Origin of the sequence: Klebsiella sp. CN_Kp073, from assembly GCF_040065495.2 — a bacterium.
GTDB classification, from domain to species: Bacteria; Pseudomonadota; Gammaproteobacteria; order Enterobacterales; family Enterobacteriaceae; genus Klebsiella; species Klebsiella aerogenes.
In genome coordinates, this window is the sequence record NZ_CM198051.1 from 2,540,314 (window position 1) to 2,563,583 (window position 23,270).

Annotated in this window: 24 protein-coding genes; 21 read left to right on the plus strand and 3 right to left on the minus strand. The window is 53.7% G+C overall.

What is annotated here, in order from left to right; genetic code table 11:
• Positions 1-82: 82 nt before the first annotated feature.
• Both ABLV66_RS12185 and ABLV66_RS12190 read left to right on the plus strand, forming a co-directional pair.
• Positions 83-505: a hypothetical protein gene (locus tag ABLV66_RS12185; protein WP_032714542.1), complete on the plus strand. Its 423-nt coding sequence runs from the start codon at positions 83-85 to the stop codon at positions 503-505.
• Positions 506-522: 17 nt separating this feature from the next.
• Positions 523-1,071, plus strand: coding sequence for an RNA polymerase sigma factor (locus ABLV66_RS12190; RefSeq protein WP_045414211.1), 549 nt, complete (start codon positions 523-525; stop codon positions 1,069-1,071).
• A gap of 47 nt (positions 1,072-1,118) precedes the next feature.
• Here the strand turns inward: ABLV66_RS12190 and ABLV66_RS12195 are convergent, their stop codons facing one another.
• Positions 1,119-2,003 (minus strand): LysR family transcriptional regulator, encoded by an 885-nt coding sequence (locus ABLV66_RS12195; protein ID WP_045394277.1) that lies wholly within the window; start codon positions 2,001-2,003, stop codon positions 1,119-1,121.
• 162 nt (positions 2,004-2,165) lie between these two features.
• Here ABLV66_RS12195 and ABLV66_RS12200 point away from each other — a divergent pair, with 162 nt between their 5' ends.
• Entirely contained in the window at positions 2,166-3,143 is a 978-nt protein-coding gene (locus ABLV66_RS12200; RefSeq protein ID WP_045394279.1) for an NAD(P)H-dependent flavin oxidoreductase, read from the plus strand.
• 73 nt (positions 3,144-3,216) lie between these two features.
• Here the strand turns inward: ABLV66_RS12200 and ABLV66_RS12205 are convergent, their stop codons facing one another.
• A complete protein-coding gene (locus tag ABLV66_RS12205; protein ID WP_045394647.1) occupies positions 3,217-4,500 on the minus strand; it encodes a glycoside hydrolase family 10-like protein in 1,284 nt (427 codons plus the stop codon).
• 281 nt (positions 4,501-4,781) lie between these two features.
• Here ABLV66_RS12205 and ABLV66_RS12210 point away from each other — a divergent pair, with 281 nt between their 5' ends.
• From ABLV66_RS12210 to ABLV66_RS12270, 13 genes are all read left to right on the plus strand, one after another.
• Positions 4,782-5,099 (plus strand): DUF2502 domain-containing protein, encoded by a 318-nt coding sequence (locus ABLV66_RS12210; RefSeq protein WP_045394282.1) that lies wholly within the window; start codon positions 4,782-4,784, stop codon positions 5,097-5,099.
• Between the two features lie 608 nt (positions 5,100-5,707).
• The gene (locus ABLV66_RS12215; RefSeq protein ID WP_015366552.1) at positions 5,708-6,202 is read left to right on the plus strand and encodes a hypothetical protein; all 495 of its coding nucleotides are present in this window, start codon (positions 5,708-5,710) and stop codon (positions 6,200-6,202) included.
• Between the two features lie 24 nt (positions 6,203-6,226).
• A complete protein-coding gene (gene tssJ / locus ABLV66_RS12220; RefSeq protein ID WP_047067583.1) occupies positions 6,227-6,733 on the plus strand; it encodes a type VI secretion system lipoprotein TssJ in 507 nt (168 codons plus the stop codon).
• Positions 6,734-6,757: 24 nt separating this feature from the next.
• Positions 6,758-8,101, plus strand: coding sequence for a type VI secretion system baseplate subunit TssK (gene tssK / locus ABLV66_RS12225; RefSeq protein WP_047067581.1), 1,344 nt, complete (start codon positions 6,758-6,760; stop codon positions 8,099-8,101).
• A 14-nt stretch (positions 8,102-8,115) separates the two neighbouring features.
• Positions 8,116-9,345, plus strand: coding sequence for a DotU family type VI secretion system protein (locus ABLV66_RS12230; protein ID WP_047048479.1), 1,230 nt, complete (start codon positions 8,116-8,118; stop codon positions 9,343-9,345).
• A 2-nt stretch (positions 9,346-9,347) separates the two neighbouring features.
• Positions 9,348-12,959 carry a type VI secretion system membrane subunit TssM gene (tssM, locus tag ABLV66_RS12235; protein WP_348876651.1) on the plus strand — a complete coding sequence of 1,204 codons (3,612 nt, stop codon included), beginning with the start codon at positions 9,348-9,350 and terminating at the stop codon, positions 12,957-12,959.
• Between the two features lie 16 nt (positions 12,960-12,975).
• Positions 12,976-13,683, plus strand: a complete 708-nt coding sequence (gene tagF / locus ABLV66_RS12240; RefSeq protein WP_047048474.1) for a type VI secretion system-associated protein TagF — start codon at positions 12,976-12,978, stop codon at positions 13,681-13,683.
• A gap of 11 nt (positions 13,684-13,694) precedes the next feature.
• Positions 13,695-14,705 (plus strand): type VI secretion system protein TssA, encoded by a 1,011-nt coding sequence (tssA, locus tag ABLV66_RS12245; protein WP_348876650.1) that lies wholly within the window; start codon positions 13,695-13,697, stop codon positions 14,703-14,705.
• A 75-nt stretch (positions 14,706-14,780) separates the two neighbouring features.
• The gene (gene tssB, locus ABLV66_RS12250; RefSeq protein ID WP_015366559.1) at positions 14,781-15,305 is read left to right on the plus strand and encodes a type VI secretion system contractile sheath small subunit; all 525 of its coding nucleotides are present in this window, start codon (positions 14,781-14,783) and stop codon (positions 15,303-15,305) included.
• Between the two features lie 3 nt (positions 15,306-15,308).
• The gene (gene tssC, locus ABLV66_RS12255; RefSeq protein WP_045382220.1) at positions 15,309-16,808 is read left to right on the plus strand and encodes a type VI secretion system contractile sheath large subunit; all 1,500 of its coding nucleotides are present in this window, start codon (positions 15,309-15,311) and stop codon (positions 16,806-16,808) included.
• A gap of 41 nt (positions 16,809-16,849) precedes the next feature.
• Positions 16,850-17,266: a Rap1a/Tai family immunity protein gene (locus ABLV66_RS12260; RefSeq protein ID WP_348874582.1), complete on the plus strand. Its 417-nt coding sequence runs from the start codon at positions 16,850-16,852 to the stop codon at positions 17,264-17,266.
• 72 nt (positions 17,267-17,338) lie between these two features.
• Positions 17,339-17,755: a T6SS amidase immunity protein Tai4 family protein gene (locus ABLV66_RS12265; RefSeq protein ID WP_047079154.1), complete on the plus strand. Its 417-nt coding sequence runs from the start codon at positions 17,339-17,341 to the stop codon at positions 17,753-17,755.
• 86 nt (positions 17,756-17,841) lie between these two features.
• Positions 17,842-18,504 carry an Ssp6 family T6SS pore-forming effector gene (locus ABLV66_RS12270; RefSeq protein ID WP_047048468.1) on the plus strand — a complete coding sequence of 221 codons (663 nt, stop codon included), beginning with the start codon at positions 17,842-17,844 and terminating at the stop codon, positions 18,502-18,504.
• Positions 18,505-18,694: 190 nt separating this feature from the next.
• Here the strand turns inward: ABLV66_RS12270 and ABLV66_RS12275 are convergent, their stop codons facing one another.
• Positions 18,695-18,910, minus strand: coding sequence for a hypothetical protein (locus tag ABLV66_RS12275; protein WP_348876649.1), 216 nt, complete (start codon positions 18,908-18,910; stop codon positions 18,695-18,697).
• Positions 18,911-19,183: 273 nt separating this feature from the next.
• On the opposite strand from ABLV66_RS12275, the gene ABLV66_RS12280 reads away from it, so the two are divergent.
• The 5 genes from ABLV66_RS12280 (at position 19,184) to ABLV66_RS12300 (ending at position 23,264) form a co-directional block, all read left to right on the plus strand.
• Complete coding sequence (locus ABLV66_RS12280; RefSeq protein WP_015366565.1) at positions 19,184-19,666, plus strand: Hcp family type VI secretion system effector; 483 nt, start codon at positions 19,184-19,186, stop codon at positions 19,664-19,666.
• 55 nt (positions 19,667-19,721) lie between these two features.
• On the plus strand, positions 19,722-20,264 hold the full coding sequence (locus tag ABLV66_RS12285) for a hypothetical protein (protein ID WP_348876648.1): 543 nt from the start codon (positions 19,722-19,724) through the stop codon (positions 20,262-20,264).
• Positions 20,255-20,662, plus strand: coding sequence for a putative T6SS immunity periplasmic lipoprotein (locus tag ABLV66_RS12290; protein WP_072058240.1), 408 nt, complete (start codon positions 20,255-20,257; stop codon positions 20,660-20,662). The genes ABLV66_RS12285 and ABLV66_RS12290 overlap by 10 nt, the downstream gene beginning before the upstream one ends.
• Positions 20,663-20,742: 80 nt before the next feature.
• Positions 20,743-22,470, plus strand: coding sequence for a type VI secretion system-associated FHA domain protein TagH (gene tagH / locus ABLV66_RS12295; RefSeq protein WP_348876647.1), 1,728 nt, complete (start codon positions 20,743-20,745; stop codon positions 22,468-22,470).
• Complete coding sequence (locus ABLV66_RS12300; protein WP_015705455.1) at positions 22,470-23,264, plus strand: PP2C family protein-serine/threonine phosphatase; 795 nt, start codon at positions 22,470-22,472, stop codon at positions 23,262-23,264. The genes tagH and ABLV66_RS12300 overlap by 1 nt, the downstream gene beginning before the upstream one ends.
• Positions 23,265-23,270: the final 6 nt, after the last annotated feature.

Consider the following 23,270-nt stretch of genomic DNA (forward strand, 5'->3'; position numbering starts at 1 on the left):
GTTATTTTTTCATTTTTATTGGCAATATTTTCTTCGCTGATTCGTCTACCTCGATACATACATTTTAATGAGGTAATTGACGATGAGAGATTTTGAACGACACGGGCATCATCACCAGGGTTTTGGTCGCCATAGACTGGCGCGACCGCTGATCATCGGCGTGGCGATTGTTGTGGTACTGAGTCTGGTCGTGATGTCGCTATGGAACGCCTTGCTGCCGGCTATCTTCGGGGTGAAAAGCATCGGTTTCTGGCAGGCTTTGGGGTTGCTGGCGCTGTGCCGTATCTTGTTTGGCGGTTTAGGTTTTCATCGCGGTATGTTTGGTATGGCGCAGGCGCGTCGACGCATGCATGAACGCTGGATGACCATGACCCCGGAGCAGCGAGAGGAGTTTGCTCAACGTTTTGGTCGCCACGGACATCACGGCCGCTGCGGCTGGCATGAACGTCGCGGCGGGCAACCGACTGACGATAACACCTCGGCGAAGACGCCGGATGCCGAGTGAACGAGGTAAACAACACGATGGCGGGGGAATCACGGCTGTTGTCTGCGCTTGCCGCCTGTCGTGCGCGTTTAAGGGCGTTTATTCGCGGTAGAACCGCCGTACGTGACGATGCCGATGACATCCTGCAGGAAGTTACCCTGCAACTGATGAAAGTCGAGCAACCGGTGGAGAACGTGGCGGCATGGTTATTCCGGGCGGCGCGTAATGAAATGACCGATCGGTCGCGCAAGAAGCGCGAGTTGCCATTAACATTCGACAGCGATGAGGATGGCGATGGCGGCTCTGCCGAGGATGAGCTGGCGGAAACGCTGTTTGGCGTCGCGCAGACGCCGGAGGAAGCATACCTTAAAGAACTGCTGTGGGAGGCATTAACTGAAGCGCTGGCGGAGTTGCCGCCGCTGCAGCGAGAAGCCTTCGAGAAAACCGAACTGCAGGGCTATAGCTACAGGGAGTTGGCGGCAGAGAGCGGCGCCAGCGAGCAGGCGTGGCTGTCGCGTAAACACAAAGCGGTACTCTTTCTTCGCAGCCGATTGCGAACGCTTTACGATGAACTTACCTCGCCTTAACTCATGCCCGGCGGCATATCGCGCCGGGCTTTATTGTATCCTTATTTCTATAACAGCGTCGCCAGCCACTCGGCGAAGACGCGCACCTTGCGTGAAACATGACGATGGGGATAGATAAGCGATAATTTTCTGGAGGGAACCGGATTATTCGGCAGGACCTCAACCAACTCCCCGCTCTTCAACCAGGGTTGCAGGAAAAGATCCAGACCCTGCATAATGCCGAGCCCAGCCAAACCGGCGGCAATGTACGTCTCTGAATTATCCACCACCAGTTTGCCGGCCAGCGCAAGAGTCTGCGGTCCGGCGTCAGTCTGAAACACCCAGCGCATGGTCTGATGATTACTGTTATTCAGCCAGTTGATCGCCTGATGATGCTGCAGGTCGTCAAGGATTGTGGGAACGCCGTGTTTCGCCAGGTAAGCCGGGCTGGCGCAGGTTTTCATACCGACGGTACCGAGATGACGTGCGATATAATCACCGTCTTCAAGTTCGCCGATGCGCAGAACGCAATCGAGGCCCTCACGAAGCATATCCCGCCGCCGGTCGGAGCTGCTCAGCACAATTTCAAGCTCCGGATGCTGATGATAAAAGGCGGGGAGATTCGGTACGACCACTAACTTCGCCAGGGCGATAGGCATATCGACGCGCAGTTGACCCTGCAGCGGACGCTGCGGGGCGAAAGATTCCATAAGCTCGTCGGCCTGCGCCAGCAGAGGTTTACTACGACGATAAAACGCCTCGCCATCAGGGGTGAGGTGGATCTGTCGGGTGGTACGCTGCAGAAGCCGAACGCCGCAGTGCTGCTCCAGCTGCTGTAGCGCTTTCGTGACCGCCGGGCGGTGGATCTGCAGATTCTCGGCGGCGCGCGTAAAGCTGCCAGACTCGATGATTTCGATAAAAATCTTAATAGATTCAAATAGATTTAAGTTCATTTTTATCAATGTGCTCTGATGACGGCTTGGTATTTCACTTTGATTATTACTTATTTAATAACAGTGAAGGATAACTTTTACTATTTTTCCAAACAATAAAGCGGCCTACAGTGTCCTCATCCCAGCGCTAAGCGCCAGAAAACACACTAAGGAAGTCGCATCATGCAAAACCGTTCTGTTAGCCATATTCTCGGTATTGAAAAACCTGTCATTCAGGGGCCGCTATCCTGGCTGACCGACGCCCGATTGGTCGCCGCAGTCAGTAATGCCGGAGGGCTTGGCGTATTAGGGCCGAACGCAGGTTTAACCGCGCAAACCGCCGTCTCGACGCCGCAGGAAACGGCAGAAAAGATGCGTGAAGAGATCCGTAAAACGAAATTACTCACCGAGAAACCTTTTGCCGTCAATCTCATTCCGACGGTTGAAAACGATATCTGGACGCCGCCGATTGTAGAAGTAGTAAAAGAAGAGGGGGTTAAAGCGGTGGTTTATACCGGCTATGGTCAAGGGGCTATCATTCCCTCGCTGTTTGCTTCTCTTAAGCAGGCCGGGATCAACATTATCTATCGTGATATTAACCCGACGCCGGAAAACAGCCGCGAGGCCGAGGAGATGGGCGCTGATGTTATTGTCGCCACCGGCTTCGACGAAGGTGGAACGCTTCCGGGGACGGCATTGGGAACGTTTTCTATCGTGCCATTGATTGTCGATGCGGTGAAGCGCGTGCCGGTGCTGGCGGCTGGGGGGATTACCGACCGGCGCACCGCCAGGGCCGCCCACGCGCTGGGCGCGCAGGGGGTATTTGCCGGTTCCGTGTTTATCAGCACCACCGAGAGCCGCGTGCCGCAATCGGTGAAAGAGATGATCGTGCAAGCTAACGGCCTGGATTTGCAGCTATTTCGCACATTGCCGGATTACTATCGTTCGCTGCCGGGTCAATTAGCCGCCAGACTGGTGGCGTTAGATAAATCCGGCGCCAGTAATGAAACCATAGCCGCGGAAATGGGCGGGTTGCGCGGCCTACGGATTGGCATGCTGGAGGGCAACACTGATGAAGGTTACATTTCACTGGGAACCGGCATCGGCAGTATTCAGCAGGTCAAGAGCGTCGCGGAAGTAGTGGATGAACTGACGGTTTAATCTCAACCGCTGCGCTCTCAGGCGGAAAACAGAAACTCCCCGTTCGCACAACGGGGAGGGTGATTAGCACAAATTAACTACCCCAGCGCTGCTGCAGATACTGAACCGCCTGCTGGGTTTGCGGCTGGTTAAGGTTGTTCTCGCGAAACAGAATCGTCCCCTGAATACCTGGCGTGGTTTCATTGAGGTCGATCTGCTTTTTCAGCTCCGGCACGCCGCCGCCGACCATCCAGTCTGGTTCATTTTTTGACGGTTCACCGACTTTATACAGCGCCACGCCGATATAGAGCCGGGTGTGAGTGGGTTTCACGACATCGGCCCACCACTTAGCCAGCACATCATAGCGCGCGGCATCGCGGGCGAACGGCCAGTACAGCTGCGGCGCGATATAATCTAACAGCCCTTGTTGAACCCAACTGCGGGTATCGGCATAGGACTCATCATAGGCCGCCGCGCCGCGGGTGTCAGAACCGGCCGGATCGTGGGAACGGTTGCGCCATACCCCCGCCGGGCTGACGCCAAACTCAACCTGCGGATTCAGTTTCTTGATGGTCTGTGAGACCTGCGCTATCAACTGTTGGGTGTTATGACGCCGCCAGTCGGCTTTCGAGGCATAACCCTGACCATATCGCTGATAGGTTTGATTATCGTTCAGCATCGATCCCGGCGTTTCAGTATAGAAATAGTCATCAAACTGCACGCCATCGATAGGATAGTTTTGCACCACTTCCGCCACGATACTGGTGATCCAGTCACGGACCTCCGGGATCCCCGGATCGAGAACAAAGCGATCGCTGGCGGTACGTATCCAGTTGCGGTGCAGGACAAATACGCTGGCGGGGACCTGAGTCAGGGTGTGGTTAAGTTCGGCGATGGTGGCGGGTTTAGTATTGACCGAAACCCGATACGGGTTGAACCACGCGTGAACTTTCATCCCGCGTTTATGCGCTTCATCGAGCATAAACTGCAGCGGATCGTAACCGGGATTTTCGCCAATTTTGCCGGTCAACATGTCTGACCACGGCAAGATGTGGGACTCCCACAGCGCGGTGCCATCCGGTTTAACCTGGAAGAAGACGGTATTGATGCCCAGGCGTTGTAGATTGTCGAGTTTGGCGATCAGGGCCAGCTTTTGCTGGCTGATACGGCTTTCCGGGCTACTGGCGATAATTGAACCCACCGGCGGCCAGTCGAGACGGGAAACCGTGGTGAGCCAGACGCCGCGCACCGGCTGCTGATTTTTTGCCGATTTTTGCGCAACGGGCGGTTTGCTGGCGGTCACCAGCGATTTTGGCGCTTTACTGGTGCAAGTCACGAGCAGTAATACGGCGGCAGCAACCGCGCCGAGCCGGGTCATGCTGGTGACGGAGAGGAGGCGACGAGAAGCGATAATCATTACTCCCGTAGGCATGTAGACGCTTGAAAAATCACATTGTCTTATGATTCGCAGGTGAGGGCAAGGTGTGTAATTGGACGGAGAAAAATTACTGCCATGTTGCCAATTAGGATCGCCTCTAACATCCATACATAACAGTATCCTCCCAGTGATTTCCTGACAAAAAAGCAGAATTAACCTGGATAATTAGCTGGTCGGTTGTGTTACAACATATTACTAAACGCACAGCTAAGGAGAATCCGATGCGAAAAATATTATTGCTGGCCGCCGTCTTGCTGGCATCATCCGCACCGATCGTCACCCAGGCCGAGGAGATTACGCTTTTACCGGCCATAAAACTGCAGATTGGCGACCGTGATTCCTATGGTCACTACTGGGATGGTGGGCGCTGGCGTGACAAAGACTACTGGCATCGTCACTATGAATATCGTGATAAGCACTGGCGAAAGCTGGAGAAAAAGCAGCGTAAAGCCTATGAGAAAGGTTATCGTGATGGTCGCAAGGATTATAAGAAGCGCGAAAAAGAGTACAACAAGCACCACAACCACCATCATCACTAAATAAGATTGGAGCCATTATGGCTCCAATCTGCTATTACCTTCTGCCTTGTGTCTGCAATATTGTCTGATAATGTCTTCATCGCAGAAGCAAATTACCCCATCAATCTCCCTTTTCAGAATGAACTAATAATATTGCAAATGGCCTACCAACATTAGTGGGGGTAATATGCGTGTAAAAATATTTAGGATAATTCCATCTTTTCAGTGAATGAAAAATCCGATTTATAAAACCGTATATTATATTCATTAAATCAATCAGTTAAATTTCACTTTCTTTTGTATGGTTTTTGCGATTACACTTTTCCGCCGTCAGAAGGTTTTTTCAGGGATATCATCATTATAAGATTAGTCTGAAAAAATTAATTCCGCCAACTGCTCCTGATAATGGGGCGAAATTGCGTGTTGAATTGACTCGATCGATCTGTAAAATTGTGTGGTGATAGTTAATGAAATGTAATATAGGGATCCACTGCGGTGAAGATTCGTGCGGTAGCTATGCCCATATCACATCGGGAACCCTTTTACGCACAGTGATTAAGGATATTCAGACTTGTTATTCAAGCAGAGATAACCCTTAAGAAAATAATAGCATTGCAATGGAAAAGCATATGAAAACGCGAGTGTTTTTAGCCGCTATGATTGCGGTTTCACTGGCAGGGTGCGAAGCGCCGCCGAAGCCGCAAATTACCGATGACACCATTGAAACCACGCAGGTTAACGGCGTCAATTTGACCCATCGCCATATTGTTGTTCCGCCAACGGAATTTACCCCAATTAACGCAGAATATCGCGCGCTGTATTCTGCCGCGGTAATGAGCCAGGCCGGATATGGCGGCAAAGTGATTGTGCAATTGGTTCCTGGTGCTAATTATATCGCCCTGGGCCAGGCGCAGGACGGTTGGATAGCGTTAGCCAATGAAGGTCAGGAAAATTTAATTGGCTATGCTCCGGCCAATGCCGTCGTCAAAAGTGAACTGTATGATAAAACGGTCCGTGAACAGTCGAAGCGCCCGAAGGCGCGTAAGAAAGCGACCTGCGTGAGCGTCGACGGAAATACCAAAGCCTGCAAAAACGGCAATAACGGTACCTGGATTCTGGATTAATCCCGCCTTTACGAGCGACACCGTATGAATAATAACTCTCTTTTACGCCAGGTCATGCTGGCGTTTTATTTGCTTCTTTTTACGTTGGTTAGTGGATGTGGTTCGTCTTCACACAGCGACCCTGCCCGATACAATCTTCAGTTCCAGGCCCACCCGCAAATTAACAGTTCTGCGCCATTAAAGGTCAGAGTGTTAGTGCTGAAATCCGATGCGGAATTCATGTCCGCCGATTTCTACTCCTTACAAAATAACGCGCAAAAAATTCTCGCCGGCAACTTGCTGAACAGCGATGAATTTTTCCTTATGCCGGGTCAACTGGCAAAAAAACTCAGCGGGCAGAGCTCGCCGGAGGCGCGTTATATCGGAGTGATGGCGGAATACCAATCTCTGGATGGTAAAAAGTGGCGCATTTCTCTTCCTCTGCCAACGTCTGGCGAAACTCCTTTTTGGCAGTTCTGGAAACTGTCGGCAGATCAACTGCAAGCTAATTTATATCTTGACGTTAACGGGATCCGCGTCGTGCAGCAATAGCGCGAGCCCTAACAGGAAATTTGTATGAATAAAGCAGAAAAGGTGGTCTGGACCGAAGGTATGTTCTTGCGTCCGCATCACTTTCAGCGGGCAGAAAGCTACCTGCAAACGCAAATTCGCGAATGGGGCGGATTACAACGCTCCTGGCTGTGGGGTTTCCTTGAGATTGAACTTGATGAGGCGATGCTGCGTCAGGGCTGCATTGCTCTGAGCTATGCCAGCGGCCTGCTGCCGGATGGGACGTTCTTCCAGTTTCGCGATGCTCGTCAGGGCCCGACGCCGTTGCAGCTTCCGGATAACGTCGCCGGCGAAAAAGTCGTACTGGCCTTGCCGGTACGCCGCGGCGGCCGGGAAGAAGTTATCTTCAGCGAGGAAAAAGACTCGCTGGCGCGCTTTACCGCGTTTGAGCAGGATGTAGCGGATGACAATGCGCTGTCGGTTGGCGATGCCACCGTGCAGTTTGCCCGCCCGCGGCTCACCCTGATGCTGGAAAAGGATTTGTCTGCCGAGTGGACGGCCATCGGCGTGGCGTTCATTGCCGAAAAGCGCAACGATAATGCCGTAAAACTCGATAATGGCTATATCCCGCCGATGCTCAACGGCATCAATCATCCTTTGATATACGCGATGATCAACGACTTGCATGGTCTGCTGGCGCAACGCAGCCAGCAGATCGGCAGCCGGCTGCGACAACCGGGGCGTTTTAATACTTCCGAATTAATTGAGTTCACTCTACTTGCGCTGGTTAATCGCCATCTCGGCCATCTCTCACATCTCAAAACGCTGCCATTAGTTCACCCCGAGTCATTGTGGAATAGCTGGCTGCCGTTCGCCGCCGAGCTGACGACCTGGATGGCGCAGCGCGGTCCGGATGCCGCGCTGCCAATTTACGACCATGACGATCTCGCTAGCTGCTTCGGGAAACTGATGTTGTTGCTGCGTCAGGGGTTATCACAAGTAATGGAAGACAACGCCATCCAACTCCCGCTGATAGAACGATCGCATGGGCTAAACATCGCGACCGTACCCGAGAGCAGCATGGTGCGTGATTTCGGATTCGTATTGGCAGTTAAAGCCAGCGTACCAGGTGATGTTCTGCAAACGCACTTCCCGGCGCAGATGAAAGTCGCGCCGGTGAGCAAAATTCGCGATCTAGTGCAACTACAGCTACCGGGTTTGATCCTGCGCGCTATGCCCGCCGCGCCGCCGCAAATTCCGTGGCATGCCGGTTACAACTACTTTGCAGTCGAAAAGGGCGGCGAGCTGTGGAACGACATGGAGAAATCCGGCGCCTTCGCACTGCATCTGGCAGGCGAGTTCCCCGGCCTGGATATGGAATTTTGGGCTATCCGTAGCCCGTCGGAATAAGAAAGCGAGCGTTGATGATGCAGGAACAACAGGCCGCTGCCAGCCATGGCGTAAGCGGCAATAATCCCCTGGTGACGGCCGCCAACCCATTGCTAAATGCGATCCCACAGATTCGTCATTCGGTATCTCACGATGACCAGGCCGGTTTGCGCCAGCGTTTGATTGATGAAATCCGCCGTTTTGAAGTGCGCGCTCAGCAGGCGGGGTTACCCTACGAAGTGATAGTCGGCGCTCGTTACTGTCTGTGTACCGCGCTGGACGAGGCGGCGGCCTTGACGCCATGGGGGAGTAGCGGCGTCTGGTCGGGCAGCGGTCTTTTAGTGACCTTTCACAATGAAACCTGGGGCGGGGAGAAGTTCTTCCAGTTGCTTGCGCGCCTGTCGCAGAATCCGCGCGAACACATCAATCTGTTGGAACTGATCAACTACTGTTTATTGCTCGGTTTTGAAGGACGCTATCGGGTAATGGATAACGGCCGTACGCAATTGGAAACCATCAAGCAGCGCCTGTGGCAAATGATATGCGGCGTACGCGGCGGCTACGCGCCGCCGTTATCGGTTCACGGCGAGGATCGCCCGGTGCTGCGTAAACTGTGGCGTCCGGTGGTGCCGCTATGGGCCTGCGTCGCGCTGGCGGGGTTCGCCGCCTGCCTGTTCTATATCATTCTTAACTGGCGGCTTGGCGATGCCACCAACCCGGTGTTGGCGAAAATTTACCAGACCCCGCTGCCGGAAGCGTCGATTGCTCAGCCGGCGGAAAAATTGCCGGCGGTACTTAACCTGCGAGGTTTTCTGCGCCCGGAAATTGCCGAAGGGCTGGTTGCGGTACGTGACGAAGCGGACCGCAGCGTGGTGATCCTCAAAGGCGACGGGCTCTTTGCTTCGGCCTCGACGGTGGTGCGCGACCGTTACGATCCGGTGATTGATCGCATTGCGCAAGCGATGAACAACGTCAGCGGCCGCATTCTGGTGGTCGGCTATAGCGATAATGTGCCTATCCGCAGCGCGCGCTTTGCCTCGAACTACGAACTGTCGCTGGAACGCGCGCGATCGGTACAAAAGCAACTGCAAAATCATCTGACGCAGCCTGAACGCGTAAAAGCCGAAGGGCGAGGGGAAATGAACCCCATCGCGCCGAATACTACTCCTGAGAACCGTGCCCGTAACCGCCGTGTGGAAATTACTCTGCTGGTGTCGCCCGATAATACCCGGGCTGAGCTGAACGGATTGCCCCAAGGAAATTAAGGATGCTGACACTTCTGCTTTCCATACTGACCAACCGGCTGCTGTGGGGTTTTCTCGGCGCTACGGCGGTGGCGGCCGTCATCTGGATGATTGGCCCGCTATTGTCGATTGTCGATACCCGGCCGCTGGAATCGGAACAAAACCGCGTTATATCTATTGCGCTGGTGTACCTCATCTGGGCGCAAAGCCACATTCTGCCGCGTCTGTACAACGCCTGGCTCAACCGCAAGCTGATGGATAACCTGAAGGAAGACACGCCGAAGGGTAACGATCCGCAGCAGCGCCTCAATAGTGAAGACCAGATCCTCGCCGAACGCTTTGATGAAGCCGCGCAAATGTTGAAAAAAGCGCACTTCAGCAAAACCGGCAATGGCCAGTGGACCCAGCGGTTTAGCACTCACTATCTGTATCAGCTGCCATGGTATGTGATTATTGGCGCATCCGGTTCCGGTAAAACCACCGCCTTAGCGAATTCCGGGCTGCAGTTCCCGCTGGCCGACCGCTTCGGAAAAACGGCGTTACGCGGCATCGGCGGCACGCGCAACTGTGACTGGTGGTTTACCAACGAGGCCGTGCTGCTGGACACCGCCGGGCGCTATACCACCCAGGAGAGCGAGCAGGCGCAGGACGCCAGCGAGTGGCTGAAGTTCATGGGATTATTGCGTAAATACCGCCGCCGCCAGCCGATTAACGGCGTTATCGTCACGGTAAGTATCTCCGATCTGTTAACGCAATCGACGGAGGCCTCGCGGCAGCAGGCGGTTAATCTGCGCCAGCGTCTCTCTGAACTACATGAACAATTGGGTATTCGTTTCCCGGTGTACGTACTGGTGACGAAGGCCGACCTGCTTAAAGGCTTCCGCGCCTGGTTTGCCGATTACGACAAGGCGCTGCGCGATCAAATCTGGGGCTTCACTTTCCCGTGGGAGCAGGCAAGTCTTGCCGACTTCGACCTGATGGGCCGCTTTACCCAGGAGTTTGCGCTACTGCAACAGCGGCTTGAGGCCGGGCTGCCGGATACAATGCTGCAAGAGCATGATGCCAAAACCCGCGCCGAAGCCTGGCTGTTCCCGCAAGAGTTTGCGGCGTTGCGGCCGCTGTTAGCCGATTACCTGAGTACCGTCTTTGCCCGTTCTAACTTTGAAACCGAGTTTTCACCGCGCGGCATTTATTTCGCCAGCGGTACCCAGGAAGGGCTACCGTTCGACCGCGTGATGGGCGAACTCAATCGCGCGCTGTCTTTGCCACAGGGAAATGAAAACGACAACTGGGACTCGGTGAGTAAAGAAGCGCCGATCCCCGGCGCCAAGGGCCAGAGTTATTTCATTAAAAACCTGCTGCAAAACGTGATTTTCCAGGAAGCCGGCATCGCCGGGCAGAACCGCTGGTGGGAACTGCGTAACCGCGCAGCGATCTGGTCAGGCTATGCGGCGCTCGCGGCGCTGTTAATCATTTCATGCGTACTGTGGCTGACCAGCTACGGCAAAAACAAGGCCTACCTGGAAGAAGTCTCGGTGAAGGTGCCGCAGGTTGAGCAGCAGAGCAAAGCGTTGCAAAACCCCGAGCAGCGCGATCTGTTCGCCATGCTGCCGCTACTCAACGGCCTGCTGGAATTGCCGAAGAGTGCCGATTTTGACGTCAACGACCCGCCGGTCAGCCGCCGGATGGGACTCTACCGCGGAAATGATGTCAGCGACGCCTCGCAGACGCTGTATCAAAAAGCGCTGCAGCAAATGCTGTTACCGGATGTCGCCATGCGTATCACTACCTGGTTGCGCAACGACAATGGCAGTGACGCCGAATATAGCTATGAGGCGTTGAAAGCCTATCAGATGCTCTATCAGCCCAAGCAGTATGACGGCAAGTTTCTACTCTCCTGGGTGATGCTTAACCTGCAGCGTAACCTGCCGCAAAACGTGACGCAGACGCAGCTACGACAGCTGGAAGGGCATCTTGTCCAGCTACTGGAACCGCAAATCCAGTCCTCGCCGTATGCCAGGGATGATGCGCTGATCGCCCGTGAGCGAGCGTTGATTAACCAGCAGCCGCTCTCCTCAAGAGTGTACGGTCGTCTGAAACGTCTACTTGAGCATGATGACAATCTGAAAGCGGTATCGCTGGCGACGCTCGGCGGGCCGCAGAGCGAACTGGTGTTCTCGCGTAAAAGCGGTACGCCGATCGCTGAGGGCGTTCCCGGCCTGTACACGCCAGATGGCTACTGGCAGGTGTTCAATAAACAGATCGATAACGTGACCAGCGCGCTGCATGAAGATGATATCTGGGTGCTGGGCGCCGCCAGCGCGTCGGAAGATAAACAGCAAACCGATAACGCCGTCCGCCAGCTCTATATGCGTGATTTTATCGCCAACTGGGATCGCTTCCTTGCCGATATTCAGCTCAACAATAGCGCCGATCTGTCATCGCGGATCAACACCGCGCGCCTGCTTTCCGCCAGTAACTCGCCGCTGCGTCGTCTGGTTATCAACCTGAGTCAGGTGCTGAACCTGGCGCGCGCCGAGCCGGATACGGTTAAAAGCGAAAACTCAGCCGAGCAGGGCAACCGCGCTACCCGAACGCTGGAAGCGCTTTTCCGCCATGATGAGGGCGGCACAACCCAGGGCGCGGCGCTTAGCCAGACGCCGGAACAGCTGGTAACGGAACACTACGCGCCGCTGATCGAACTGGCGCAGCCGTTGGAAAAGGGCGGCAAAACGATTGTGTTCGACGATTTCCTCAAACAGATCGATGAACTTTATCGCTACTTGACCGCGGTACAGGATGCCGCCAACAGCGGTATGCAACCGCCGGGCGGCGACGCGATTAGCCGTCTACAGGCCAGCGCCGGGCGCTTACCTGGCGGACTGCAAACCATGTTCAGCAAAATGGCGGTCGGCGCCAGCAGTGATACCCAGCGCCGCGATCTCGATAACGTACGTAAACGGATTAACGTTGAAGTCGGCGGATTCTGCCGCCAGGCTATCGCCGGGCGCTATCCGCTGGTTCGCAGCGCCAGTAGTGAAGTCACGCCGGACGATCTGGCGCGTATGTTCGCGCCGGGCACCGGCATGATGGATACCTTCTTCCGTGACAACCTGACCAATAAAGTCGATACCACGCAGTCCAGCTGGCGTTTTATGCCCGGTATCGATGGCAAAACATTGCCGGGTAGTGAAGGGTTATTAAGGCCTTTCCAGCAGGCGCAATCGATCCGCGACGCGTTCTTTGCCAATGGCGCGACCACGCCGTCATTTAAAGTGACGGTGCGCACCATCAGCATGGACAACCGGATCCTCAACCTGACGCTGGATGTTGATGGCCAGCAGTTGCGCTATAGCCACGGTCCGCAGGCGGTGCAAATGATGAGCTGGCCGGGGCCGGGCGGCACCAACCAGGTGCGTATGCAACTCGGTCTGGCCGATGGTACCACCTCGACGCTGGTGACCAGCGGCTCATGGGCGCTGAACCGCTTTTTTGATAAGGCGCGCACCGCGCCCGGCAGCAGCAGTTTGAGCCGTCAGGCAACGTTTAATGTCGATGGTTACCAGGTCACGCTGGAGTTTGCGCCGAACAGTATCCGCAATCCGTTCCAGCTTCCCCGTTTCTCATGTCCATAACCGCAAGGAAAGCCGAATGACTCACGCCCCTGCGATGAGCTGGTACGGGAAACTCCCCAGTACCGGCGATTTTTTGCAACGTCGATTTCCGGACATGCTGGTTCGCCAGTGGTCGCAATGGTTTCAGGTTGGGCTGATGGCCTGGCAACAGGAGCAACAGCGCAGCGGCGAACGCCAGTTCAGCAACGCGCCGGTATGGAACTTTATCGTTCCGCCGATGTTGAGCGGGCAGATGGTGCAGATGGGGTGTCTGATCCCAGGGCGCGACCGGGTAGGTCGCCAGTATCCTATCTGCGCGCAAATGGCCTTCAACCCGCTGGAGTGGTCGCCTTCGATCCTCACTCAGGCCGGAGAGTGGTATCAGCAGGTGGGCAGAACGCTGCTGCATGCGGTACGTAATGGTTTTTCCGCTGAACAACTTGACCAGGCGCTACTCGCTATTCCAGCGCCAAAGCTGGTAGAGGCGGAAAAGCGTTCGGAAATACTCGACGTGATTGGTTATCAGCAAGATGGGCAAAGCTCCCTGGGCTGGCAGCAGGCGGCGGACTGTTTTGATCCGCAGCGTCAGACCAGTTTTTGGTGGACCAACCGCGCCGATGGTTATCCGCTCTATACCCACGTCCATAGCGGTAATTTGACCGGCCAGCTGTTCACGCTGCTGTTTGATCCCGCCGGGGGCGCGAGGCCGGGCCGTCACGGTCTGTATCCGCCGATGTTTGAATAAGCAGGTAGGCCATGAATATTGATGAATTCCTTGCTCCGGTTAGCGCGGAGCAGCCCTGCGGTGAAAACCTCGAATATGACGCCGATTTCCAGGCAATGGAACAAGCGATGCAGGGTAAAGCCGAGCAGCAGTTCGGCGACACCATTATCCCGGCGGAACCCGCTGACTGGACGACGGTAGAAAAGCTGGCGGCTGGGCTACTTAGCCGCACCAAAGATTTGCGCGTCATGCTGGCGCTGACTCAGGCGTGGACAAAACGCCGCGGCCTGAGTGGTTACGCGGATGGCCTGCTGCTGGTGCAACAGGCGCTGTCGCTTTACTGGCAGCCTATCTATCCGCTGCTGGAAGAGTATGGCGAAACTGATCCGTTTTACCGTATCAATGCGCTCGCGGGGCTAAGTGACAAATCAGCGCTGACCAGCGCGTTACGCAATGCCGTGTTGTTACGCAGTAATGGCGATGAACTGCTATTGCGCGATGCGCAGGCGCTGCTCGATGGCAGTAAAACCGAATGCGCGGATTATCCCGGCGGCCGTTCGCGATTGATTGATGAACTGGCCCGCGGCGGGCAGCCGGGGATTGACGCCATCCTCGCCATTCACCAGCGCTTGCAGACCATCCGCGAAATATTAAGCGATTGTCTGGGTGAAAGCGGCGTGCCGGAAATGGAACAACTGCAGAAGACCGTCGGTATCGTCGCCGGCGCCTGCCAGATAACCGATATTTCGTCCTTTCACACGTCCCGCGAGGAGAGTGCCGTGAGTGAACATCAAGCGATTCCCAACGCGCCGCCGCCGTCTGCCGTTGACTGGCGCAGCGCGCAAATCAGCAGCCGCGCCGAGGCGCAGCAGATGCTGGAAAAAGTAAAACAGTACTTCGCCCAGCACGAACCGAGTCACCCCGCGCCGCTGATGATTGAACGGGTACAGCGGCTGATTGAGCTGGATTTTATGGACATCATCCGCGATTTAGCGCCGGACGGCGTTCATCAACTGGAAAACATTTTTGGACGTCGCGACTGACGCGTCCGGACATTATGGCGACAGGCATAAGGTCTGGCGCTCAACCTTTACCGCGCATCTTCGATGGAGAACATCATGGCAATAAGTAAAAGTGGGCAGAAATTTATCGCACGCAACCGTGCGCCCCGCGTACAGATCGAGTACGACGTAGAGATTTATGGTGCGGAACGCAAAATCCAGCTTCCGTTTGTAATGGGGGTGATGGCGGATCTGGTGGGTAAACCGGTCGACAATCAACCGGCGGTCGATGAACGTAAGTTCCTCGACATCGATATTGATAACTTCGACGAACGTATGAAAGCGCTGAAACCGCGCGTCGCTTTCCAGGTCGACAATACGCTGACCAACGAAGGCAAACTGAACGTCGATTTAACCTTCGACAGCATGGACGACTTCCTGCCGGATGCCGTGGCCCGCAAAGTGGAGCCGCTGAACAAACTGCTGGAAGCCCGTACCCAGCTTTCGAATCTGCTCACCTATATGGACGGTAAAAACGGCGCGGAAGAGCTAATTGCTAAAATTTTGCAGGATCCGACGCTGCTCAAATCGTTGAGCCAGATGCCGAAACAAGACGACAGTGCGAAAGGTAGCGAGGAGTAATCGATGAGCAACCCGACTCAACAACATGAGCAGCAGTCCAGCCAGGCCTTTAGCCAGGATGAATTCAGCGCGCTGCTGAACAAAGAGTTTCGCCCGAAAACCGACCAGGCGCGTTCCGCCGTTGAAAACGCGGTAAAAACCCTCGCGCAGCAGGCGCTGGAAAACACCGTCACGTTTTCCAACGACACCTATCGCACCATCCAGAACCTGATTGCCGGTATCGATGAGCAGCTGTCGCGGCAGGTGAACCAGATCCTGCATCATGACGAGTTCCAGAAACTGGAAAGCGCATGGCGCGGCCTGAGCTACCTGGTCAACAACAGCGAAACCGACGAAATGCTGAAAATCCGCTTTATGAGCATCTCCAAGCAGGAGCTGGGGCGCACTCTGAAGCGTTACAAAGGGGTGGGCTGGGACCAGAGCCCGATCTTTAAGAAAATTTATGAACAGGAGTACGGCCAGTTTGGCGGCGAGCCATTCGGCTGCATCGTCGGCGATTACTATTTCGACCATAGTCCGCAGGATGTGGAATTACTGGGCGAAATGGCGCGTATCGGATCGGCTGCGCACTGTCCGTTTATTACCGGTACCGCACCGGAAGTGATGCAGATGGAGTCCTGGCAGGAGCTGGCGAACCCGCGCGACCTCACCAAAATCTTCCAGAATACCGAATACGCCGCCTGGCGTTCGCTGCGCGAGTCGGAAGACGCGCGTTATCTGGGGCTGGTGATGCCGCGCTTCCTGTCGCGCCTGCCTTACGGGATTCGAACCAACCCGGTGGACAGTTTTGATTTTGAAGAGCAGACCGACGGCGCGGATCACAACAATTACGCGTGGGCCAACTCGGCGTATGCGATGGCGGCGAACATTAACCGCTCGTTCAAAGAGTTTGGCTGGTGCACCTCCATTCGCGGCGTGGAATCCGGCGGCGCGGTGGAAAATCTGCCTTGCCACACCTTCCCGAGCGACGATGGCGGCGTGGACATGAAATGCCCGACCGAGATCGCCATCAGCGATCGCCGCGAGGCGGAGCTGGCGAAAAACGGCTTTATGCCGTTGATCCATCGCAAAAACTCCGACTTTGCCGCCTTTATCGGCGCGCAGTCGTTGCAGAAACCGGCGGAATATCATGATGCCGACGCCACGGCCAACGCCCGTCTGGCTGCGCGTCTGCCGTACTTGTTCGCCTGCTGCCGTTTTGCTCACTACCTGAAGTGCATTGTGCGCGACAAAATCGGCTCCTTCCGCGAGCGCGATGACATGGAACGCTGGCTGAACGACTGGGTGATGAACTATGTCGATGGCGATCCGGCTAACTCGTCGCAGGAGACCAAAGCGCGCAAACCGCTGGCGGCCGCTGAAGTGCAGGTAGCGGAGATCGAAGACAACCCGGGTTACTACACCGCGAAGTTCTTCCTGCGTCCGCACTACCAGCTGGAAGGGCTTACCGTGTCGCTGCGTCTGGTTTCCAAGCTGCCGTCGCTGAAAACCAAGGAAGCGTAATATGATGCCGCCGGGAGGCGACTCCCGGCAGGTACCACGCCATGGAAGAAGGTAAAGAAATGAAATTATTACCACTCTGCACGCTGGGACTGCTCACGGTGCTGATGCCATTTGCTGTCGTCCAGGCGGCTGAAGATTCCGCCAATTTACTGCGCGATCCCAATCAACTATCACGTAATGATGTGCGGTTGAGCGGCGAAAAGTTTCTCAAGGCCTGGCTGGCACAAGACAATACCCAGCAGCAGTTAAAGGCCAATATGTATCTGCTTGGCGTGATGGATGCAACAGAAGGTAAAGCCTGGTGCGGTTATCAGCAGGCACTGCCGGGATCGCTTCGAGAAAGCGTCTACAGCTATTTCAAAAAGCTGCCCGACGAGCGAATTAAACAGCCTGCGGCGATGCTGATTACCGAAGCGTTGGCGAAGGAGTTGCCTTGCAAAAAGGGAGCGACGTCATGAGGCTTCCCTGGCGACAACATGATGAATTTTGGGAATTGAGGTAGCAACCAAAGCCAATTTTTGGGAGTTGCCATGAACAGAATCATTATCAGTCTGCTGCTTGCTAGCAGTGCGTCGGCTTATGCCTGGGACGACCCGGTATTGTTTGTTAAACAGCTACCCTATAAGCAGGTTGTTAAAGACGTGGTTTTATCCCGCTGTCTGGCGCAGGTAGCCGATGATAAAAGTCAGTTTTCTGTGGATGCTGCGCGCAGTAGCAATGCGTTGCTGGAGTGGGTGCCTTTCGATATTGAAAACGGTAATGACAAAATTAACGCCATTATTACTAAATACAAAAGTGCCACCAATGGCTTTCATTCCGAGAGACAACCCGCAACTCAGGGCGTTACCTTAAATTGTTTGCGCCTTTATCATAGTACGGAACTGGATAAATTAACTTCGCAGATAATCATCGGTGATCCTAATAAAACCTGGAGTCAGGATAACTAGCATTAATTTCAACTTTGCATTCCTGCTATTCAATGGACAATTATGTTGAGATATATAATTAACGACAGGGAGATTCGAATTTGGGAATGAGTACGCCGAAACAAATCGCCGATGGTATGTTGAAAATTTTTGACTCTGGCAAAAAAAGCAGTATTGAGATTTTTGCTAACAGCACGATTAGTGGCTTCATGTCTATTCCAGAAGATCTTTGGATGTTGTCTAAAGATTTTCTAGACTCTGATCATCGCTGGCGCAATGAAACCGATAAAATCAGGCTTATCAGCCTCATTAAAAAAGGTGTAACTTCAGAAGAAGTACGCAGATTAGTGAATGTGGTGATAAAACGTTATTTATGTGGTCTTTCCGAAGAACAATCGAGAGAACTTCTGATAAAAGTTGGGGGTTCGCAAGTTGGTGGCATTGCTTTCAAAATGGCATTTGTGAACGAGTTGGTTTCGTTGTTTATTTCTAAAATAATTCCTCGTTTTTTAGTGTCCGTAGGTGTGACTGGAGTATTAAGTGTGGGGGCGTCTATTTCGAGGTCCATTTATACATCATATGAGCTACGCAATTTAAACAAAGAGATTTATAATCAATTGCGAGGAATTGGTGATTTAGATTTATTATATTTTCTGGTTGAGGATAATATTAAGCCATTTATCATTGCAATCAACTACCAACAAGCTCATGGCGCTATAGATAAAGAAATATTCAACCATTTCCTATCAGGGGTTGGTCGTGTTAAATAAAATCATTAAATACTTATGTGTTTATATTCTTTTGATTTTTTCATTCATTCTATTTTTTACAACTCTAGGTTGTTATATTTTTGTATGTGACTGGGGTGGTGATATTGTAGCGCTGGCGAAAAATGTGTTTCTTTTGATGTTGCTTATTATCGCATCTCTCGCCATATACTATTTCGCAGAGAGGGTAAAATCAAAGTTGTGATGCGCGACACAATTTGATTAAAATACGAACCCCCATAAAAACAAGGGCGGTGAAAATTATTTTTCCGACAAGCAGTCCAATATTTATTGTATTGAATGATTCAAGCGAAATAATATACCATAATGATTGAAAAATATTGACAAGAGAAAACATGCCAATAATTGAAAGTATAATTATCAATGCTACCGATAGCGCTTTTTTCATTCATCAATCCTTTTTTGCTGTAGTTGGTTGGATTTATTCTAGATTAACCAGGTATTAGTTGTCTAGCACCTGTCCGAAATACTGAGCGACAGAAGGGAACTTAGAGTAGTTGCTGTCATAATGCGGCTATTCTGAAGTGGTCTGTACGGTTTAACTCGTCAGGCTTGAGGCAATAGTAAAATATGGATGGTTTTATTCAGCCCCATGCTTTCCTGTTTGCCATATAAGTGCTTTTTCGAAAGCAATAATTTTCATTAACGAAGAGTAGATATTATGGCTATTGATATGTTTCTGAAGGTCGAGGGTGTAACCGGTGAATCAAAAGATTCTAATCACACCGGTTGGACTGATATTACCTCTTTTTCCTGGGGCGCATCCCAGCCGGGTAATATGAGCGTGGGCGGCGGTGGCGGTGCGGGTAAAGTGAATTTCAACGACCTGCACGTAAATGCGCTGATCGACAAATCCACCACCGCGATTCTGAAGCACTGCTCCAGCGGCAAGCACCTGACCAAAGTTGAACTTTCGGTCTGCAAAGCCGGTGGTCAGCAGGTTGAATATGCGCGAATCACCCTCGAAGATGTACTGGTGACTTCCGTGCAGTACACCGGCGCCGATAACGGCGACACCGTTGGCGTAACCTATGCCTTCCAGGCGGCGAAAGTGAAACAGCAGTACTGGGAGCAGACTTCCGCTGGCGGTAAAGGGGCAGAAAGCAGCGCCGGCTGGAATATCAAAGAAAATAAAGAAGCATAATTGCCTACGTGCCGGGGATTTTCCCCGGCCATTCTCAATCAAGGAGGAAGGATACATGGCAAATTTGCAGGAAGGGGGTTTTCGTTCTCTTACTATCGGCGAGATAGCATTGGCACGTTTGGTTTTTGGCGGCGCAATAAAATATTCTGAAGTTAAAGTACATAATAAAAGTTACTTACCATTTAACATGCAATCAAATAATGTTGCAATGACACCTAATGGTGAAATGTATTTCCGAGAGCCGCATTATCGTGATGATTTTTCAACAGAGCCTCCTCGATATAAGCACTGGTTCATACACGAGATGGTTCATGTTTTGCAGCATCAGATTGGAATGAATGTTCGAACCAGAGGGGTATTCAGTTGGGCAGTGAGTTATAATTACTCTTTACCTCCAAACAAGAAATTGTCGAACTTTGGTATGGAACAGCAGGCCTCTATAATTTCAGATTATTATTATCTAATTAATTACGGCTTGGGCGATTTTGTAAACATCACAGGTTTTGAGGGTATTATTGGGCCAAATCTAAGAGATAAATATTTACAGGCGTTATCTTTGTTTATTAAAAACCCTAAAGATCGGCGGACATGGTTATGAGTAAATTTTTTATTATATTGGCGTTCACAATCATGATAAACGCCTGTGTACCTCACCCGGCACAATATCAGACGTTTTCAGTAACACTAAAAAACAATGAACCTTGTTTTGCTCTCCCCGCTAACTCAGGGCTGGAAGCGCCTATCACTAGTTCTTCGCCCACCATTATGAAAAAAACGGCCAATGAATGGAAACCAATATCACCGCCAGCGACGTTCAGCCCTACCGCGATGTTAAATAGCCAGCAGTGTCACCAATGGAGTGGTATTACATGGCAAGCTGGAGAATATGATGTTGCACTAAAGGTGTCTGGTAAAAACGATTCCGTTCGTTATGGTGCTCGATTCTCCTTAGTAGAAAGCGCTTCAGGGCAATTTAAGCTTACACAGACTGAATAAAATGTGCCCCCGCAAACGCCGCCGTTCTTATTTCGAGAGCGGCAGCGTTTGTGCGCCAATCATATCAGCAGGAATAGGCTATGCGATTCACGATTATTTCGACCAAAGCCGGTCATCAGCCCCCGCAGGGGAGCTGTGACTTTTACGCGCCGGGCGGTACCATTGGGCGCGGCACGGACAATAACCTGGTGCTGCCGGATGACGACCGCGCCATTTCTCGCCTGCAGGCCATCGTCCACGTGGCGGCAGACGGCGAGTGCAAAATTACCAATCGCGGCAACGTGACGCGGGTGGTACTCAACGAGATCCCGCTGGAGCGGGGGCGTCAGGTTGAACTCCAGGATGGCGATATCCTCGCCATTGACGACTATCGCATCGAAGTCAGCGATCTGCTGCAGGATAGCCAACCGATAAGCCGAATGGCGGCGAGCGGTCAGCCGCCTGTCACTGCGAAATCGACAACGCCAACCTCAGCCGCAACGCCCGCCGTGGCGGAAGCCGCGCCAACCGCGGTGCCGTCAGAAATCTGGGATAGCCTGATGCAGGAATTCTCGATTGCCGACAGCATCTCCAGCAGCCGGGCCAAGCCGCAGGCCGATAACGCGCCGAATCCCTTTGCCGAGCCGAAGCCTGCCGAACGTAATCCGGAAGATCCGCTGGCGATGTTCGCTGATAGCGAACCGCTGTTTGAGCGCCCGCCGGTGGCGACGGACGACCTGTTTGCCGATGACACCCCATTTGACCGCGACAGTATCTTTGCCGACGTTACGCCAACGACGCTGGTGCCGCCAGTTGAAAAACCGGCTCAGCCTGTCGCCGATGAGCCGCAGGCAGAATTGGATCCGCTGGCGCTCTTCGGCGGCGACGCTAGCGCCAAAACCGCGCGTCATGACGATCCGCTGGGGCTAATGGGCGGCGCGCCGCTGACATCGGTAGATGCCTTCAGCACCGAAGAGCCTGCTAAAACGGTTGCCGACGAGCCTGATGCCGCTTTTGATTCGCCATTATTAATGACCCAGCCGCCGCAGGAGCCGCCCGCGGCAGCGCGCGAAGAAGCGCCGGAAATAACCTTACCGACGCCGCAGGCCGTGGCGCGGCAAGCCGCCCAGACGCCAAAAGGGCGCTTGCGTATCGATCCCGTACGTCATGAACATCAGGCGACCAGCACGCCGCAGCCGGGTAACGGCGAAGTGCTGCAGGGAGAGCTACTGGAAGCCTTACTGGAAGGCATGGGGCTCGGCGATATGCAGCCGGTGCCGCAGTTCGACAAAGAGAATATGCGTCAGCTTGGTCAAATGCTGAGCATGTTCTCGCAGGGCACCGTCGCGCTGCTCTCTTCGCGTTCGATCCTCAAACGCGGCGTCAAAGCCGATATGACCATGGTACTGGACGACGCCAACAACCCGTTCAAGCTGTTGCCTTCCGGGAAAACCGTGCTGATGCAGATGTTCGGCGCGCGGATGCCGGGCTTTATGCCGCCGAAAAAATCGGTACGCGACGCATTGATCGACCTGCAGGCCCATCAGTTAGGGATGATCTCGGGGATCCGCGCCATTATCGCCGCGATGCTGCAGTCCTTTAACCCCGAGCAACTGGAAGAAGAGGCTAAACGCGATGGCCACACTTCGCGCCTGGCGCTTCCGGCCAGCCGGAAAGCGGCGTTATGGGACTATTTTGTCCGTACCTACGGCGAAACCGCCGGGGAAATTGAAGACGATTTCCACACCCTGTTTGGCGAAGCGTTCCTCTATGCCTATGACATGGAAGTGAATCAGTACAAAGACTCACAGAGCGGATCGGAAGAATAATGGACATTACCACGGCTTCTCTTTCCCGCCAGGGAACGCGCGCCAGCAATCAGGATCAGACCGGCGAATGCGTCGGTGAGCGCTCCGCCTGCTTTGTGGTCTGCGACGGCATTGCCGGGTTGCCCGGCGGCGAGGTGGCGGCGGAACTGGCGCGCAACGCGATTCTGGATCGGTTTGACGGCGATAATCATCTGAACGCCCAGACCATTCGTCAGTACGTGCAGCAGGCCAACGGCGCCATTCTCCAACAACAGCAGGCGACGCCGGATTATCGGCGAATGGGCACCACGCTGGTGAGCCTGTTTATCGATCGCGATTATAAGCTGGCCTACTGGGCCCACGCCGGCGATAGCCGGTTATACCTGTTTCGCCGCGGCTGGCTGTACCACGTCACCACTGACCACAGTCTGGTCCAACAGATGAAAGATGCCGGACATCAGACCGACGATATTAACAGTAATCTGCTGTACCGGGCGTTAGGCATGGCCAGCGACGGCGCGGAAGCCAGCTATAGCGATGTGGTGCCGGTGGAAGACGGCGATGCCTTTTTGCTCTGTACCGATGGTTTCTGGCACGGCGTTGGCGAAGAGCAGATGAAATCCTCCCTGCAGATGGTCAATACCCCGCAGGAGTGGTTAACCCTGATGAATCAGTATCTTCAGAGAAACAATGACGGCGACCAGGCCTCGCAGGACAACTACAGCGCCGTCGCGGTATGGATGGGCAGTCCGGAAGAGGCGACGCTGCTGCACTCGCTGGCCGACGCCGCGCAATTTTTCCCACTGCGGGATTGAGACAGG

Bases quoted from the DNA above. Each gene is read 5' to 3' on its own strand.
- ABLV66_RS12280 (WP_015366565.1), top strand. From the start codon at position 19,184: ATGGCTATTGATATGTTTCTGAAGGTCGAGGGTGTAACCGGTGAATCA.
- tssJ (WP_047067583.1), top strand. From the start codon at position 6,227: ATGAATAATAACTCTCTTTTACGCCAGGTCATGCTGGCGTTTTATTTG.
- ABLV66_RS12290 (WP_072058240.1), top strand. From the start codon at position 20,255: ATGGTTATGAGTAAATTTTTTATTATATTGGCGTTCACAATCATGATA.
- ABLV66_RS12215 (WP_015366552.1), top strand. From the start codon at position 5,708: ATGAAAACGCGAGTGTTTTTAGCCGCTATGATTGCGGTTTCACTGGCA.
- tssM (WP_348876651.1), top strand. From the start codon at position 9,348: ATGCTGACACTTCTGCTTTCCATACTGACCAACCGGCTGCTGTGGGGT.
- ABLV66_RS12275 (WP_348876649.1), bottom strand. From the start codon at position 18,910: ATGAAAAAAGCGCTATCGGTAGCATTGATAATTATACTTTCAATTATT.
- tssK (WP_047067581.1), top strand. From the start codon at position 6,758: ATGAATAAAGCAGAAAAGGTGGTCTGGACCGAAGGTATGTTCTTGCGT.
- tagF (WP_047048474.1), top strand. From the start codon at position 12,976: ATGACTCACGCCCCTGCGATGAGCTGGTACGGGAAACTCCCCAGTACC.
- tssB (WP_015366559.1), top strand. From the start codon at position 14,781: ATGGCAATAAGTAAAAGTGGGCAGAAATTTATCGCACGCAACCGTGCG.
- tssC (WP_045382220.1), top strand. From the start codon at position 15,309: ATGAGCAACCCGACTCAACAACATGAGCAGCAGTCCAGCCAGGCCTTT.
- ABLV66_RS12210 (WP_045394282.1), top strand. From the start codon at position 4,782: ATGCGAAAAATATTATTGCTGGCCGCCGTCTTGCTGGCATCATCCGCA.
- tagH (WP_348876647.1), top strand. From the start codon at position 20,743: ATGCGATTCACGATTATTTCGACCAAAGCCGGTCATCAGCCCCCGCAG.
- ABLV66_RS12195 (WP_045394277.1), bottom strand. From the start codon at position 2,003: ATGAACTTAAATCTATTTGAATCTATTAAGATTTTTATCGAAATCATC.
- tssA (WP_348876650.1), top strand. From the start codon at position 13,695: ATGAATATTGATGAATTCCTTGCTCCGGTTAGCGCGGAGCAGCCCTGC.
- ABLV66_RS12270 (WP_047048468.1), top strand. From the start codon at position 17,842: ATGAGTACGCCGAAACAAATCGCCGATGGTATGTTGAAAATTTTTGAC.
- ABLV66_RS12230 (WP_047048479.1), top strand. From the start codon at position 8,116: ATGATGCAGGAACAACAGGCCGCTGCCAGCCATGGCGTAAGCGGCAAT.
- ABLV66_RS12265 (WP_047079154.1), top strand. From the start codon at position 17,339: ATGAACAGAATCATTATCAGTCTGCTGCTTGCTAGCAGTGCGTCGGCT.
- ABLV66_RS12285 (WP_348876648.1), top strand. From the start codon at position 19,722: ATGGCAAATTTGCAGGAAGGGGGTTTTCGTTCTCTTACTATCGGCGAG.
- ABLV66_RS12300 (WP_015705455.1), top strand. From the start codon at position 22,470: ATGGACATTACCACGGCTTCTCTTTCCCGCCAGGGAACGCGCGCCAGC.
- ABLV66_RS12205 (WP_045394647.1), bottom strand. From the start codon at position 4,500: ATGACCCGGCTCGGCGCGGTTGCTGCCGCCGTATTACTGCTCGTGACT.
- ABLV66_RS12200 (WP_045394279.1), top strand. From the start codon at position 2,166: ATGCAAAACCGTTCTGTTAGCCATATTCTCGGTATTGAAAAACCTGTC.
- ABLV66_RS12260 (WP_348874582.1), top strand. From the start codon at position 16,850: ATGGAAGAAGGTAAAGAAATGAAATTATTACCACTCTGCACGCTGGGA.
- ABLV66_RS12190 (WP_045414211.1), top strand. From the start codon at position 523: ATGGCGGGGGAATCACGGCTGTTGTCTGCGCTTGCCGCCTGTCGTGCG.
- ABLV66_RS12185 (WP_032714542.1), top strand. From the start codon at position 83: ATGAGAGATTTTGAACGACACGGGCATCATCACCAGGGTTTTGGTCGC.